This window comes from Pseudomonas serbica, from assembly GCF_028823535.1.
Taxonomy (GTDB): Bacteria; Pseudomonadota; Gammaproteobacteria; order Pseudomonadales; family Pseudomonadaceae; genus Aquipseudomonas; species Aquipseudomonas serbica.
The window spans coordinates 403,392-418,420 of sequence record NZ_JAQIYM010000090.1; the positions used below are offsets into that span (position 1 = coordinate 403,392).

Annotated in this window: 17 protein-coding genes; 9 read left to right on the forward strand and 8 right to left on the reverse strand. The window is 54.0% G+C overall.

Annotated features, from left to right (window positions below):
* Nucleotides 1-573 (reverse strand): adenylyltransferase/cytidyltransferase family protein, encoded by a 573-nt coding sequence (locus NQL71_RS32505; protein ID WP_274644951.1) that lies wholly within the window; start codon nt 571-573, stop codon nt 1-3.
* Between the two features lie 236 nt (nt 574-809).
* Between NQL71_RS32505 and NQL71_RS32510 the strand changes: the two genes are divergently transcribed.
* The 5 genes from NQL71_RS32510 to NQL71_RS32530 all read left to right on the forward strand — a co-directional run bounded on the left by NQL71_RS32510 (nt 810) and on the right by NQL71_RS32530 (nt 4,446).
* On the forward strand, nt 810-1,463 hold the full coding sequence (locus NQL71_RS32510; protein WP_274644952.1) for an isochorismatase family protein: 654 nt from the start codon (nt 810-812) through the stop codon (nt 1,461-1,463).
* Between the two features lies 1 nt (nt 1,464).
* Complete coding sequence (gene pncB / locus NQL71_RS32515) at nt 1,465-2,742, forward strand: nicotinate phosphoribosyltransferase (RefSeq protein ID WP_274644953.1); 1,278 nt, start codon at nt 1,465-1,467, stop codon at nt 2,740-2,742.
* A complete protein-coding gene (gene nadE, locus NQL71_RS32520; protein ID WP_274644954.1) occupies nt 2,742-3,590 on the forward strand; it encodes an NAD(+) synthase in 849 nt (282 codons plus the stop codon). Before pncB ends, nadE begins: the two co-directional genes overlap by 1 nt.
* A gap of 171 nt (nt 3,591-3,761) precedes the next feature.
* Nucleotides 3,762-4,025 (forward strand): hypothetical protein, encoded by a 264-nt coding sequence (locus NQL71_RS32525; RefSeq protein ID WP_274644955.1) that lies wholly within the window; start codon nt 3,762-3,764, stop codon nt 4,023-4,025.
* A 22-nt stretch (nt 4,026-4,047) separates the two neighbouring features.
* Complete coding sequence (locus NQL71_RS32530; protein ID WP_274644956.1) at nt 4,048-4,446, forward strand: hypothetical protein; 399 nt, start codon at nt 4,048-4,050, stop codon at nt 4,444-4,446.
* Between the two features lie 25 nt (nt 4,447-4,471).
* Here NQL71_RS32530 and NQL71_RS32535 read toward each other — a convergent pair whose 3' ends face one another.
* The 5 genes from NQL71_RS32535 to NQL71_RS32555 all read right to left on the reverse strand — a co-directional run bounded on the left by NQL71_RS32535 (nt 4,472) and on the right by NQL71_RS32555 (nt 9,467).
* Entirely contained in the window at nt 4,472-5,281 is an 810-nt protein-coding gene (locus NQL71_RS32535; RefSeq protein ID WP_274644957.1) for a transglutaminase-like cysteine peptidase, read from the reverse strand.
* A gap of 350 nt (nt 5,282-5,631) precedes the next feature.
* On the reverse strand, nt 5,632-7,695 hold the full coding sequence (locus NQL71_RS32540) for a hypothetical protein (protein WP_274644958.1): 2,064 nt from the start codon (nt 7,693-7,695) through the stop codon (nt 5,632-5,634).
* 239 nt (nt 7,696-7,934) lie between these two features.
* Complete coding sequence (locus NQL71_RS32545; protein WP_274644959.1) at nt 7,935-8,486, reverse strand: hypothetical protein; 552 nt, start codon at nt 8,484-8,486, stop codon at nt 7,935-7,937.
* Nucleotides 8,483-8,776 carry a hypothetical protein gene (locus NQL71_RS32550; protein WP_274644960.1) on the reverse strand — a complete coding sequence of 98 codons (294 nt, stop codon included), beginning with the start codon at nt 8,774-8,776 and terminating at the stop codon, nt 8,483-8,485. Before NQL71_RS32550 ends, NQL71_RS32545 begins: the two co-directional genes overlap by 4 nt.
* Before the next feature lie 109 nt (nt 8,777-8,885).
* A complete protein-coding gene (locus tag NQL71_RS32555; RefSeq protein ID WP_274644961.1) occupies nt 8,886-9,467 on the reverse strand; it encodes a hypothetical protein in 582 nt (193 codons plus the stop codon).
* Between the two features lie 231 nt (nt 9,468-9,698).
* Between NQL71_RS32555 and NQL71_RS32560 the strand changes: the two genes are divergently transcribed.
* Nucleotides 9,699-10,577, forward strand: coding sequence for a hypothetical protein (locus NQL71_RS32560; RefSeq protein ID WP_274644962.1), 879 nt, complete (start codon nt 9,699-9,701; stop codon nt 10,575-10,577).
* Between the two features lie 47 nt (nt 10,578-10,624).
* Here the strand turns inward: NQL71_RS32560 and NQL71_RS32565 are convergent, their stop codons facing one another.
* Nucleotides 10,625-11,101, reverse strand: a complete 477-nt coding sequence (locus NQL71_RS32565) for a hypothetical protein (protein WP_274644963.1) — start codon at nt 11,099-11,101, stop codon at nt 10,625-10,627.
* Between the two features lie 138 nt (nt 11,102-11,239).
* On the opposite strand from NQL71_RS32565, the gene cheY reads away from it, so the two are divergent.
* The 3 genes from cheY to NQL71_RS32580 all read left to right on the forward strand — a co-directional run bounded on the left by cheY (nt 11,240) and on the right by NQL71_RS32580 (nt 14,149).
* Nucleotides 11,240-11,632, forward strand: coding sequence for a chemotaxis response regulator CheY (cheY, locus tag NQL71_RS32570; protein WP_274644964.1), 393 nt, complete (start codon nt 11,240-11,242; stop codon nt 11,630-11,632).
* 341 nt (nt 11,633-11,973) lie between these two features.
* Nucleotides 11,974-13,338: an SPFH domain-containing protein gene (locus tag NQL71_RS32575; protein WP_274644965.1), complete on the forward strand. Its 1,365-nt coding sequence runs from the start codon at nt 11,974-11,976 to the stop codon at nt 13,336-13,338.
* A 277-nt stretch (nt 13,339-13,615) separates the two neighbouring features.
* Nucleotides 13,616-14,149 carry a hypothetical protein gene (locus tag NQL71_RS32580; protein ID WP_274644966.1) on the forward strand — a complete coding sequence of 178 codons (534 nt, stop codon included), beginning with the start codon at nt 13,616-13,618 and terminating at the stop codon, nt 14,147-14,149.
* Nucleotides 14,150-14,201: 52 nt separating this feature from the next.
* On the opposite strand, the gene NQL71_RS32585 is transcribed toward NQL71_RS32580, so the two are convergent.
* Entirely contained in the window at nt 14,202-14,882 is a 681-nt protein-coding gene (locus tag NQL71_RS32585; RefSeq protein ID WP_274644967.1) for a Bax inhibitor-1 family protein, read from the reverse strand.
* Between the last annotated feature and the right edge of the window lie 147 nt (nt 14,883-15,029).

A 15,029-nucleotide genomic window follows, 5' to 3' on the forward strand; every position in this document is an offset into this window, starting at 1 on the left:
TCAGGCGATTTTGCGTGAATTCAAGTTGGCTTGGCCAGCCGGGTCTTGGCTGTACACCTGGTAATCATGTTGCGTCAGGCCGGGGGCAACCCAGTCCTGCGGAATTTCACCCGTATCAGCCAGGGCACTGCGCAGCATCGTGCTGTGGATCTGGTACACCTCAGGCATGGTGATCACCGAGAACTCATCCACGATGGCCTGGTAGCCAAAGAAGGTTGGGAAAACCTTTGCGTTGTCCGCGCCCATCACCAACGCCACCGACTTGCTATCGAGGCCGAACCGGTCGGCGATGAACCGCAACAGATCGATGCTGAAGATCGGGGTCTTGATGGCGGCTAGATCTTCCTCACAGGCATCTACCTGAATGCGCTCATCTTGCAGCTGGGTCACGATCTTGGTCAGCCACCCTACCCGCGTTTCGAAAGCCACCATGTGCTTGCCAAACGGGTGAGCATAAGAGGGTACCACCAGCACTTTTTCAGCCTTCTCAAGCAGACCCTTCATCACTTGGGCGTGCCCTGGGTGAGGTGGGTTGAATGCGCCGCCGTATACGGCCAATGGGATCTTGCTCATGTTTTGCTCCTTCTTTTTCAACATAATACGTGTCACGTCGTATCTAGTCAATCGCAACAGGTCAATTATATGAAATTATGGCTCAGCAATAATTTCAGCCAGTACCACTATATATAGGCAAATGAGCGACTGTTTTTCGATTGATGGAAGATTTTTAGAAATTTTCATTTCGGGTTGTTGACGACTTATGACGTGTGGCGTAATATCTAATCATCGGCAAACAAGGAGCACCTCACATGAGCTTCCCCAAGAACAAAATCGCAAGCTTTGACGTAGACGCCCAAAAGGGGTTCACCCCGATCTGCCCAAATGAACTGCCTGTCGTTGGCGGTGACCAGATTGCCCCTGAGCTGAACTTCATGGCTTCCCTGGCTGGTTTTCGCGTCGGCAGCAAAGACGCTCACTCTCCGCAAGCCCCATGGATCGACGAGACCGGCGAAAAGATCGCCCAGCCTACCGGCCTGCCAAATGCTGACCTGTTCTGGCCTGTGCACTGCGTACCCGGTACCTTGGGCTACGAGCTCCTCGACACGCTGCCCGCCGAGACCGACTACGGCTACATGGTCTACAAGGGTGTATCGACCGACCTGCACCCCTACGGCGCCTGCTACCACGATCTGCACAACAAGCTGACCACCGGCGCCATCGAAGTCCTGCGCTGCAATGGCATCGAAAAAGTCCTGGTGGGCGGTCTGGCTCTGGACTACTGCGTCAAAACCACCGTCCTGCAACTGCTGGCCGCAGACTTCATCGTCGTGCTCCACTTGCCGGCCTGCCGAGCAATCAGTGCCGAAGGCGCACTAGAAGCATTGGTCGAAATGGTCGCTGCCGGTGCGGTGATCGCTCACAATCAAGATGAATTGACAAAATTCGCTAAAGAGGGGAATTGAGATGGAAAGCAATCGCGCATGGAATACCCCGGTCATCGGGAAGACGGAAAGCATCTACAAATGGAATCAGCCGCTCCTTTCCAGCGTGCTGGATACCGACTTTTATAAGCTAACGATGCTGCAGGCAGTGCACCACCAGCATGCTAACGTTGACGTCGAATACGCCTTTATTTGCAGGTCGAAGGAAAACTTATCGCACTTGATCCCTGAAGTTCGTGAGCAACTCGAACACCTGGCGAATCTGCAAGTGCGTGATGACGAACTGCGTTTTGTCTTTGATCAGCGCTTCCGCGAGTACCTGACCGACGACTTCCGCCGCTTCCTGGCGCTGTTTCGCTTTAACCTGCGTTACGTGCATGTGTCCGAGGTAGACGGTCAGATTTCGATCCGCGTTCGTGGGCCGATGGTGCACACCATGCTCTTCGAAATCGCCGTTTTGGCCATCGTAAGCGAGCTGCGCAACCGCACCAAGTACCCGGATGTGCAACTGTCCCAAGTGCGTGACCGCCTCTACCAGAAATTCGAATGGCTGGAAAAGAACGCCACGAAAGAAGAGCTGGCCGACTTCCGCGTCTCGGACTTTTCGACGCGCCGTCGTCTGTCGCAAGAGGTACAGCGTGAAGTGGTCGATATCATGCGCCGTGACTTCCCCGGCCAATTTGTCGGCACCAGTAACCCGATGCTGGCCTACGAGTTCGACCTGCCGTTGATCGGCACGATGGCTCACGAATGGTTGATGCTTCACCAGCAGACCGATGTCCGCCTGGTCAATAGCGAAAAGGCCGCGCTGGAAAACTGGGTTCATGAATATCGTGGTCGCCTGGGTATTGCCCTGACCGATGTCATCTCGAGCGACTACTTCCTGAACAAGGACTTCGATCTGTATTTCGCGAAGTTGTATGACGGCCTTCGCCATGATTCCGGCTGCCCATTCGCCTGGGCTGACAAATGCATCAAGCGTTACGAAGATCTGCGCATCGATCCGAAGCGCAAGGAACTGATGTTCTCCGACAGCCTGAACTTCGAGAAAGCGCTGGCCATCCACCGTCACGTCGGTGGCCGAGCTCGAGTAGGCTTCGGCATCGGTACCAGCCTGGCCTGCGACGTCGAAGGCGTTGAGCCTTTGAGCATCGTGATGAAACTGGTGCGTGTTAACGGTGCGGCGGTTGTGAAGTTCTCCGACGACCCGGTGAAGAACGTCTGTGAAGACCCGAGCTTCCTGCAATACGCCGCGAGTGTGTTCGGCATCAAAGAATTCAACGACAAGGTGGCCCAGTAATGAACGACATCCTGAAAACCGACATCACAACCGACATCGCCGCTCGCATTGCCGGCGAACTCAACGTCAAACAGTGGGTTCATCGAGCCAGCGACGCGGTAGCAGAACTCGAAACCCGCGTGGCCTTCCTGAAAGACTACGTACGGGCCAGTAACACCAAAGGCCTGGTACTGGGTATCAGCGGCGGCGTTGACTCCACCACGGCAGGCAAGATGTGCCAGGAAGCGGTTGAACAGCTGCGTGCCGAAGGCTACGACGCCAAGTTCTACGCCGTACGCCTGCCCTACTACGTTCAACGCGACGAAGAAGATGCTCAAGCGGCCCTGCGCTTCATCAAACCGGACGAAATCCTGACCGTCGACATCGGCCAGTCTGTCGATGCCATGATGGGCGCTTTGAGTGGCCAGCAAGCCGGCAACGAGCACCAGATCGACTTCGTGAAAGGTAACGTCAAAGCACGTGCCCGCATGATCGCCCAATACGCAATTGCTGGCGACAGAGGATGTCTGGTTGTTGGCACGGATCATGCATGCGAGGCTGTATTTGGTTTCTTTACCAAGTTCGGCGACGGCGCGGCAGACCTGACTCCACTGTCAGGTTTGGTCAAAGGTCAGGTTCGTCAGATCGCGCTGGCGCTGGGTGCACCAACTGACCTGGTGCTGAAGACCCCGACCGCCGACCTTGAAGATCTCGCCCCAGGAAAGCCAGATGAATTGGCTTACGGCTGCACCTACGATGACATCGACAACTTCCTGCTCGGCAGGCCTGTCTCTGATGAAGTCGCCAAGGTGATCATCGACGCATACGCCAGAACCGCTCACAAACGCGCCCTGCCTTACGCTCCGTAAAACCACCGTTGTGCACTTTTTTGGGGGTAGAAAACCCCTCCAAGAGTGATAAAAAATCAAAAAAGCGCCTTCTGGCGCTTTCTTGCTGTCAAAACCAACACTTGAGGTGCCGAAAAGATTATGCGTTAATTGCCAGAGCAACACTTCAGTCATTCACGGGTATATTTTCGCATGCGTAAGTCTATTGTTGTTCTGTTGTCGGTCGCCGTTGTTGGTCTGATCGGTTCGGCTGCCTGCTACCTTCACCGCGCCTCCGAGCAGGAAAAGCAGAGCGAAGTTAGCCCTGCTGCCGAAACCCAAAGCCCAGTGGCCGCAGCGCCAGAAGGCACCGTGGCAGAGGCAGTCGAAGCGCCTGCGGCGCAGACGCAGGCTACCGCTGTTACCGAAAAGCTGAAACTCGAAGGTAACGAGTCCGACGCGCCCGCTACCAAGTAATCACTGACCGCAGGCCGCGACCTTGGACACCATTCATCAATCGATTCTTGATCAGCTACCGCCCCTGCCTTCTCATGAAGCGCAATGGCGGGCAATCTACATGGAGCCCGTCATGGGCTCCGGCGAACGTATTACGGTCGCAGTGATTGCTTTTGATCAGGATGGTTGTGATGCCCTAAAGACTTTAAGTCCGTCGCGCCTGCGGGCTTTGTTTGGAAAAGCTGGAATCGGCATGTCCAGCATGATCAACCTGGTGGTTGATTCTGCGCTTCGTCAGGGCCAGTCCGGACACCTGGACAACTTCAAATCGCCGCTCAGCGGTGTCTACCTCGGCGAGCTGCGCAACGGGCTTAGCGAAAGCCGGATAGGCGTGCTACGGCAAGCGGCTTCACTCACAAGCTGCTTTTTCGAGCGCAACTAGTGGCTCCGCACCGTTGGGTATGATGTCATTTTAGGTCAGGCTCGTCAGTTTCCAATGAACGCTTGTTTCTAGACTTCAGGTGGCTTCCGATTGTGGCCGACTGCTTGATGTCATCCGTCGTAAGCATCGTCAGATCCATTGGCTTGCTCTGCTCTGCTGCGACCTGAATTTTTTTTGGTACCTCACTGGCGGCTCTATTCATCACGGCCACCCACTTTGACAGTCGCTCGGGGCCGGCAAGGCTGGTTTCCTTGCCTGGCAGGTAGACGCCTGCATCATTAAACGAGTACACCTGAAAAAGGTCAGTACGGCTTGAGAGCCGGCTGATGCTTTTCTCGATGTTATCCAGAATCAAAGGGTCGCTGCCTCGCTTGTCGGCATAGGACAGCACCATGTGTGGCTCGGGAAACTGACTGGATTTAACGTAAACCATCCTGAGATGACTCTGCTCGATCCCCAGTTTCTGCAGGGTGTAGTACTTGGCAATTGCAAAGTCCTCACAATCCCCGGCGCCCTTCGTCAGAGTCTCCCCCAACGTGGCCCAGTAATCATTTTTACCCCAGGCTTCAGCGTCGCGCTGGTACAGCACCCGCTCATTAAAGAAATTGTTTACCGTTTCTAACTTCTGGCTAGTCGAAAGCCTGCCAGCGCCGGCGATCATTGCATCAAAAGCACCTTTGCGTGCAGTTTCTGCCGTAGGATATCGACCATAGGTGTGAAAACCTTGCCGGCCAATACTGGCAGGCTCGGCCTGGCTACCAATGTAATCAAGCTCAGAATCCGTCCACGCTTTGTCGACTGTTCCAGCATGGGCGGTCGATGGAATGCCGCTCATGGCCAGTGATGCCGTCAAAAAACATGCAACGCCAATGGCCCTGAACGTTTGACCAACATCAATTACGGTGGCTTGTGAGACGCCTAGTCTTTGTAAAATGGTCGAAGACCATGACGCACCTGGCTGCACCGAAACCCCCTTGGCTCAGTACAGCGTGTCTTGGCTTCAAGTGCTGACTTGAATGACACTCATGCTGTACATGCACAATTTCTTTCCATTATTGCTGTGGAGCAACAGGGTAAAGAAGGGCCGCATAGCTACTTGTGCCTAAAGCACTAACTTCCATGCTATCGGTTCAGACAGAAAGAGGCGCCGAAGCGCCTCTTGTGGTTTGCATAACATTGCGGGGATCAGTTGGTCTGCACTGAATCCAGGTGCTTACCACAGTAGGCGATAACGACCTTACCGTCGATGATATCGAAGTAAAGTCGAACCGAGTCCGCCGTTCCGTAGTTACGGCCCAAGGTCAGATGGCGCTCGAAATAGTGCGGTTCGCCGTTGTAATAAAACTCGCGCTGAGACCTGAGACTACGGCTTTGTTCAACGCCTTGGGACTCCTTAGCCGCGTAGTTATCGCCCAAAATCTTACGTGCCACGGAATCCGCGTTACCCGACTGAATGGCATCAAAGTAAGGGTAGATCAAACGCTGAACCAGGCCGGCCAGGCGATAGCCGTGCTTGTAGTCATTCGCTTCGTCTGCCGACACCTTGGCACTGGGGAGCACAACAACCCGATCCTGGGCTTCCATCTCGAAAAACGTGAGGACTTCCAAGGGACTTGGCTTGCCACCGGTAATGATCTTCTTGAAGAGGTCGAGCGGAAGAGGTGCCTCGATCTCGGGCTCTTCCACGACTTTTGGAAGAAAATTCAGACGCTGCTTGAGCTTGTGGTTGTTGCCCCGGCACTCGGTCAGTTCTGACGTAAGTTTATCGATCAGCGTGCTGTTGGACACGTTCAGCTGCACTTGGGATGACAGTTTGTCATTGAGTGTCAGCTTTTCCTGCTCGGACTGTTTAAGCTCTTCACGAAGATCCGGATACGCTGGCTCTTGGGCTTCAGGTGTCGCCTCAGGCTCAGGCGTTGGAACTGTCGCGGCCTCAGGCGCTTTGTTCTCAGCGAACTCCTTTAGCTTTTCGCGCAAGTCCAGGCAGACCTTGAGTACGCCGGTGTACATGTCCCCAAACTGCGCCGCCGATGTTTGGAACATGGTTGTCTGTTCCGACAGTTGCGTCGTCAGTTCGGTGATCTTGCTAACGTCAGTATTGGACTTCGAGATCTCTTCGGTAATGGCTACCTTGATATCCTTGATTGCATACAGGGAGCTGATAAAGGCATCTGGATCAGGATCGGCTTTACGGCAAATGTCGGATCGTTCAAGCGTGTAGCGCTCCAATGCATTCAGGAGCTTTTTGGATAAGGGTGGAAAGGCTGGGAGCGGCGGAAGGCTTTCAAGGGTATCAATGGCATATTTCCAGGTTTCCTGAGCCACTTGAAGCCCGGACTCTTCCACCTCTGCGCCCAGGCGAGACAGCCCCTTGAGTAACAATTGCTCTTCGCTTTCCATCCGATTGCGAATGACCGAGCAAATACCGTGACTCTCGTTGGTGGTTAGGCTGAGTAGCACATCGGCATTGAGAATAAGGTTTCTGAACGACATTTCCTGCCCCTTGCTGGGCGTCATGTCGTGCATAACTTTTAAGCATCCGCGCCAGTAAAGCGGATAAGGCATATCAGTAGGAGGCGTAAGGATGTCGAACTGGGCACCTGGGGAGCCGCCCTCCACCACCGCACGCGTGACGCCCATGGCAAATGCCGTCTGGCGTTCCATCAGGAATTGGTATTGCTCGAGGAAATCACTGACGAAATTGAGATCGATGCTCATCAGGTTGCAGAGCGAGACGTTGATAACAAAGTCTGCGCAGTCTTTTTCCGTTTGGCCCAGACCCCGGTAAAAATCGACATCGGTATAGGGGTGAAGCAACTCCAGCATGGCCTTCTCAACCGACCCTCTGGTCAGCTCGAAGTCGTAGTTTTCCAGCTTAAGTGCCCAATTTTTCGTCTTCGGGGTCTTTCCTGAAAGCGCTTTGGTCTGACCGTTGAAGATGATGTCATGCCACTCTTCCGGGTTTAGAGTACCGGTCTGGGTGAGCATCGTTCGAGCCTCGTGAGAAACCATCAGCATCGCAATGATCGCTTCGTCAGCCATGCGTCTACGGGCTTCCCGTGGCACTGCCTCAATGTGCGACGATTTGCGTAAGCGCTGAGCCAGGTCTCGAATGGCGGCCTTGCCCCCGAGTAGCGCTGACCATACGCGATCACGGGTCGCGTCGAGCAGAAATCTGTCCGGGAGCATGCAGCGGTGCACCGGGTGCTCGAGGGCTATCTGGTACAGCATTTCCTTGTCGTCAAACATGAATTGTCCTTATGGCTCTGAAAATAAAGGAAAAAGCGGGCAAAAAAGGGACTTAATGTCCCGAAGCCATCATCACGATTATAATGCAAAGAAGCAAGGCAAATGGTGCCGTTTCCTGACTTTCTGGTATACGGCATTGAGGATTAGCGACGGAAGGTTAGACCCATCCAGACCGGGCTTTTGATGGGCCTGCATTTGGATGCGTGCTGCCGACCCCATTGGGGCTGGCGCACGCATATTCAGCCAGTGAACCCGAACAAAACTCTGACGTCTTCAGGGGGCCCAAGCGCGCTCAGTAGTTCAAGGTGCTGAAAATAACTCTTCCCAAGCTGGCTGCGCAGCGAGCGGACGATGGTCGGCTCGTCAATGGAAGTTATCAAAGCGTCGTAGTCGACAGCCATCAACTCGGCGGCGGTGACCCAGGAAAATCCATACTGCTCGCAATGAGCTCGGTTTCGTTGCTTGTCATACACAGTCATCTCCGTTTCGAGATCGGGCTCGAACCAATGATTGCCTGTATCCCAGCTGCCCAGCAATTCGACCAGGGAATCGTCATCCGCATCTGCTGGCAGGTTTCGCCCCGGCGCGATGGGCGTTATCCCATGTTCCCGAACACGAACGCCGGCAAGCAGCGAGTAGACGGTATAGTTCTGACAAACGAAGGGTTTGTGCGTCAAAAGCGGAGGTGAATCCACAAGAACCTCATTGGAAAATACACCCTTTGCGTTCAGCTTCCAGCCGTCGGCATCCCGCACTTCCGCGACCGTAGTGATGTAGGCTCCCACAATCATTCCCCGCTTGTTTGCGACGGGGCCAGACGGATGATCAGCGCAAGCTCGCTGACAATTTCGTCACGCAGCTCTTCATCCAGATCCTCAAGAGCATTACCGACCCCTCCCCGGTCAAGCAGGTTGGCCAGAACGCCACGTGCAGCCGCATGCGCCCAGTCCGTCGCTGGCGTCGGGTTATCGTTGTCACCATCATATGGGAAGGTAGCCCCATGCTCGAGCTGCCTCAATGCCTTCGCTTGATCGTGAGTATCCGATTCACATGGGTTGCCGGGGTTCAGTTCAGAGATCATTCACAAATTCCTATGGTCGCTTTTGGGAGGTGCCGCACCACAACCGGTGCATTGCCCTCGCCAGGTCTTGATCACAGCACCCGCGCCTTGGAGCGGGCTGCTAGGACAGTTAACTCTGGATGCACGTGTATTGCTTCATCTTCTTTTCCCTGCGACGGGCAAGAATCACTGTCAACCGGCTACCCTCAAACTCGTGGTCGGCAATTGTCCAGTTAAAGTACAGGTTGACGCAGAGCTCACGCATGGCCTCTTGTGGCAGTCTCGACGGCGCTAGGGCGATTACCTTCGCGATGAGCTGCTGCTCGACCTGGTAGTAATTCGCAGCCCGCGTGGACGCTGGGTGCCAACGACCGTCTTCGGCGCACCAAGTCGAGTGCTGGCCGCGATTGTGCAGAACCCGCCCATCCAGCAGGCTGAACATCGACACAGACGTGCCACTGAGCACTTTGGCGACAACCGCCTTGATCTGTTTCGTGGAGGCCAAGGGAAAGCGCTCACGAGCTGCAACTTTCGCTCGATGGCGCTCGACCGGATTCCAGGAGTCCAACGTGAAGATGCCAATGCCAATAAGGAGCAGTGACCCGACGATGCCCGCCGAACTCATTAACCCCTGCGGATCAGCCAATGACGCAAAACTTAGAAAACACAGCGAGGATATTGCGCCCAATAGGCCGACCCCGCTGGTTTCCATGACTGGCGCTAGACTGATGATGACCGAAAAAACAAAGAGGACAGCAGCGCAAACGAACATACTTTCGGACGGACTTATCACGGGTCAGGCGCTCCTGCGTTACCGACTAATAGGGCAGAAAGATATCATGGAAAATGCCAATCAGCTGAATGGTGGCGTTAACCTTTGGGCTGGTATCATGAGCTGGGCACGACAAAGACGCGAGGCTCATACTGAACCGCAGGTAGAAGAATGCTCATCTACACCATGCTTTTTGTGGGGCTGGCCCTGGCCCTACACCTTCAAAAAATTCAGAACAAGTTCTATACGGTCAAATACACCTGCTCGGTCATCATTTGCTTGTGTGGCTCTCTCATCCTGCTGGCCGTGAATGGCAGCGAGATCACCACTGACTCGTTTGATTTCCTCACCGACTACCGGTTTTATCTGGCGCAAGTCTTTAACATCGTGATGCTGATGGTTCAGGTCGAAGGCCGGAAACAGAACGAGAAAAATATGGAGGTTTTCTACTTCTCCAGCTTCCTGATTATCTCTGCCATACCGATTCTGACCCCGTTGCTCACCGATGTATTTAATTTCAAATATGCGGTAGTGGAAACGTACAGCAGCCCATATTCCAAGTACGCCCTGGTCGGCTGCATGCTGGTACTGAGCTTCCTTTTCTACGCCAGAAAGCTCAGAAACAAGACCTGCCATCGTCCGGATCTGTTGGTGGCCAACATCGTGTTCGGTTCCGTTGCGATCATCCTGGGTGGCCGGCTGGTTCAGGAATACAACGCAATTAACTACCTGATTGCCGCCAGTGTGTTCACCGCCATCTCGTTCTTGGGCCTGGCCTTGTTCAACGGTGAGCATAAGCGTATCAGAGACGCCAACCTGCAGATTAGGCCGATCTCTGAAATCGTTTTTTGCTTTGTGGTCTCGCTCTACATCAGCAGCTATGTAATCAAGCACTCCACGATTGAGACCTACACGATCATCAGGAGTGTTGGCTTCATCTTCGTGAGCTACGCCTATTCCTGGATCGTTGAAAAACAGAAAACGCACAATCTGAGGGATGCCGTGCTCCTGGGCCTGATGATCATCAGTCTTTTCGTGTTTTCCGGTTGATGCCGGGGTGATGGTCGGCGACTATGACGGCGCACTTTGGCAATTGATCAGATAATTAGGGCTTCGCACTCATCAAGCCCCACTACCAGGGCGCGATCTAATCGCGCTGTCGCCGGCATGCGCTCCTCCGCCACCTTAATCCAATGCCTCACACGGGGCATGCAAGTGCCGAGTGATGCCCGATAATCGCGATGCTGAATGCACTTGGGTATCTCATGATGAGCCTGCTCCGCCAAGAGCAGGACATCCGTCTGCTCCTCATTTAGATCGAGCACGGCCCCATCTCTCAGCACAAAAACGTGCATCTCATTTCCTGCAAGGCGCCCGCCAAAGAGCTCCCTGGCGATCAATGAGGCAAATTTGCAGCTGCTTGAGCGATCATCCGTCGGTGGCAGGCCATGTTCCAGGCGGCGCTCATTCCAGAGGTCACGAATCAGACCCTGCGCGATAGAGAACGTTTCTTGATTAAGCTCGTAACGCGGTGGGTAGACCGCACTTACGTCGGATTTGGATAAGGGTTCCACGCACTAACTCCGTTGACTGTTTGTCAACAATTGACAAAAACATCTCCAACCGTCGCTGCAAGGATAAAGCGGCTGGAAACGCGGATAAAATTATCATACATTGGGCGGATTCTAATTATCAGCAAGTTGGGGCGGTTCATGGTAGATAAGAACATGCGTTTTCTCGTGGTCGATGACTTTTCTACCATGCGCCGAATCGTTCGATCTCTCCTGCGAGACATCGGCTTCAACAATATCGAGGAAGCTGAGGACGGTAGCGAGGCCCTCGCCAAACTGAAGGCCGGCAAGTTCGACTTTCTAGTTACCGACTGGAACATGCCTGTAATGACAGGGTTAGAACTTCTGAAGGCCGTCCGCGCTACAGATGGGTTAAAAGAGCTCCCTGTTCTACTCGTGACCGCTGAGGCGAAGCGCGAGCAGATCATCGAAGCGGCCCAGGCCGGCGTGAGCGGCTACGTGGTCAAGCCCTTCACCGCTGTGGTGCTGGAGGAAAAACTGAACGCCATCTTCACCCGTCTCGGCATGCAATAAACGCCAGATCCACACTCATCCGCAATCCCTTTAATTACTGGTGTTTTCGTGAGAAAGCGCCAGTTTTATATTAGTAAGCCATCATCCATTAGAGCAAACTAAAGATATCAAAACGATATTAATATCGCCCTGCTCCATCATCCGATTAACAACTTAACCTAATTTGTTAAATCAATAGATTGTCAATTTTTATGTATTGTTTGTATTTCTTTCAGTTTCAGCTTGGCCTATGATCCCGCCATCAGATTTGACGAAAGCAATAACTTGGTTAGACCGGGTGCCTCTGTGCGCACGAACTACCAGTTGATGGTTTATTACAGTCCGCTGAGGGTAAGACAAGCATGTTTGATAAGAGCGAATTTCAGTCTGTTGATCCGAGTGTCAAGAAGAAAACCCTGAAGTGGGCCGGTATTGGCGTCCTGGCAGTTGCCAGCTATTTCACCATTTTTGATGGCTTTCTCTACTACAACGAAGCCGGATACCAATCCCACATCCGTACCATCTGGGGTACCGAGAAAGTCGTCGACACCCTTGGATACGCAGTCAAGGGCTTCGGGTCAACTACCGCCTGGCCAAGGGAGATGACGGCACAATCCGTTTCTGATCCATCAACGTTACGCTTGAAGGGCGACTTCGACGGCCTTGGCGCCTCCCTGATTACCTCGTTCCCGGTGACTTTCCTGGGCGGCGTGACCGCGACGGTCGACTCAAACGTGCGAATCGTTTTGCCAAAAGGTGATCAGTTCTTAGCCATCGCACGTGGCTATCGGAACCCAGAAAACTTCATCCAGATGGCCTTGATTCCGAGTATGAAGAATACGTTGCAGTCCACCGCTCAGATGATGACGGCAGACGAGTTCTATTCGGGCGGTCGCTCTGAATTTGCGAGCAACTTCCGCGACCAGATTTCGGACGGTATCTTCCTGGTCAACCGCAACGAAATCACAAAGAACAACCCGCGTGCCACCAAAACCGCCATCCTCCAAGCTGGTACCGAGCAGGGCGAATACGGTGACAACGTGACGACCAAATTCGTGACCGAAAAGGTCATGCGCGATGGCGTTCCGGTGCGTCTGGATCAGCAGTTCCGCAAACTCGGCGTGTCAGTGGCAGAGGCGTCCATTACGGATATTTCGCCGAACCAGCAATTCCGTGACCGGATGGTTAATGCTCAGAAATCTCAAGCCGACCTGTCGCTGGCTCGCCTCGACCGCTCCAAAGAAGAAGAGCAGAAGCGCCTGGTGACAGCACGCGGTGAGCGTGAAGTGGAAGAAAAGCGCCAAGGGAGTTTGAAGGAACAGGTTGAGATGACCACTCAGGCTGAAACCAAGCGTCAATTGGTGCTGATTGAAGCCGGTCGTGAAAAAGAACGCGCTGAGATCGAGAAACAAACTGCGCAGATCACTTTTGACAAAGCGCAGATCGAAGCGAAAACCACCAAAGAACGTGCCGATGCTGAAGCCTATGCCAAGAAAGCGCTCCTGCTTGCTGACGGCGCGTTGAAGCAGAAGCTCGACGCCTGGGTTGAGACCAACCGTGCATGGGCTGACGCCTCAGCTAAAGCGCCGGTACCGGGTGTAATGCTCGGCGGTGGCGGCGACGGCAATGGCGCCGGCTCCCGCCAGGCTGATCTGAACACCTACATGCAAGTGATCGCAGCCAAGTCGCTGAAAGATCTCTCGCTGGACGTGTCCGTTAAGCAGTGATTCATCGGTAGCACCAAGAACCCAGGCCTTGCCTGGGTTTTTTAATGGGCGGCCAACGCCCGACAGCGCCAATCCCCCAGCTACCTATGACATGGCACTCAAAACCAGTACCTGCGATATCGAGCGCAATGGACAAGCAAGCCACTGTCGCCAAGGCTCGGTGGAGGCGACGAATAGCTTCATCCTTGGCTCGTATCACCACGGGATGCGTGCAATACTTCGCCAATGTTGAGGCACGAGCCTGAGAAACAGGCTTAAGATTACCCGTGGGAACCGCATGATCACCATCACCACTGAAAGTCATGGCTGCGCTCCGTCCTTTGATGCCAGCGAATTGCCGCACCCTCGTATCGCCTTTGTGGAACCGAGCAGCACCAGCCGGCCTCACCCGGTAAGCGTCCCTGGGAAGCTTCTGGTCATCACGGCCTCGGATCTGGATACCCAGGTCGTCTCTGACGCGTGGTACGCCCTGTTGCTACTACGCGGGCCTCGAGTGGCCTACTGGGCCAAGGGCTACGCCCTGCGTCGTGCTATACGCGCCGGTGAGTACCCTAACTGCCCGATGACGCTGCCCGAGGCGATGGCCATCCTCAAGTTCTTTGACCACCTTCATGTCAATAATTGCAAGGAATTGACGATCAGCTGCGAATACGGCAAAAGCCGGTCTGTGACCACCGCGCAGTTCTTGGATGCTCTGCAACAGGGGCGCGTGTTACCAACCGAGCGTGAAGCCAAAAATGGCTACATCAACCGCTTACTGCGTCTGGCTAATCTCAAGGAGCAGGAGCGCCTGAACAAGTGCCTGCGATAATCAGCGGACAGCAAAAAGGCGCCTTTCGGCGCCTTCGGTGTTTCTGCCCAGGTCACTTGTTGCCAGAGAAGGCTTGCAAGAGGTTCAGCAGGCTCAGAAACAGGTTGTAGATCGACACGTAAAGACCCACGGTGGCCAACACGTAGTTGGTCTGCCCGCCGTGGATGATAGCGCTGGTCTCGAACAAGATCGCCGCACAGGAGAACAGGACGAAGCCTACGGACAGTGCCAGGCCCAAGCCAGAAATGTTGAAGATCATCGACAGCACCACACCCACTAGCAGCACGACAAAGCCGGCAACCAGGAAGCCGCCCAGGAAGCTCATGTCCTTACCGGTTCGGGTTACATAAGCTGACAGTGCGACGAAGGCAAACGCTGTCATCAAGAAAGCGTTGGCGATCAATGTACCGCCGTTCTGCAGGTTCAAGACCTTGTTCAGGATCGGCCCCAAGGTGTAACCCATAAAGGCGGCCAGCATCAGGGTGAAGAAGATCGACTTGCCGCTGTCTTGCGTCTTGTGGATGAGAAACATCAAGCCGTAGAAGCCGACCAGGGAGATCAGAATGCCTGGCGCTGGCCAACCCAACTGCTGGGATATCAGGGCCACAATGGCCGTGACGCCGAGGGTGATCGACAGCAGCATGTAAGTCTGCTGCAACAGTTTCGACATACCTGCTTCATCGAGCGAATGGCTCGGCGCGGTATTGCGAAGCTTTCCGAAATTGATAGCCATTATTGACATATACCTCACACGAAGGATCTCTGATTTCAGTCTAAAACTGAATTAAAGCTGAATCAACATGGGTATGTTACCGAAAAATACGGATGCGGATGGCTATTTGATATATTGTCAATATAGTCTATATTTATAAGGCGACTA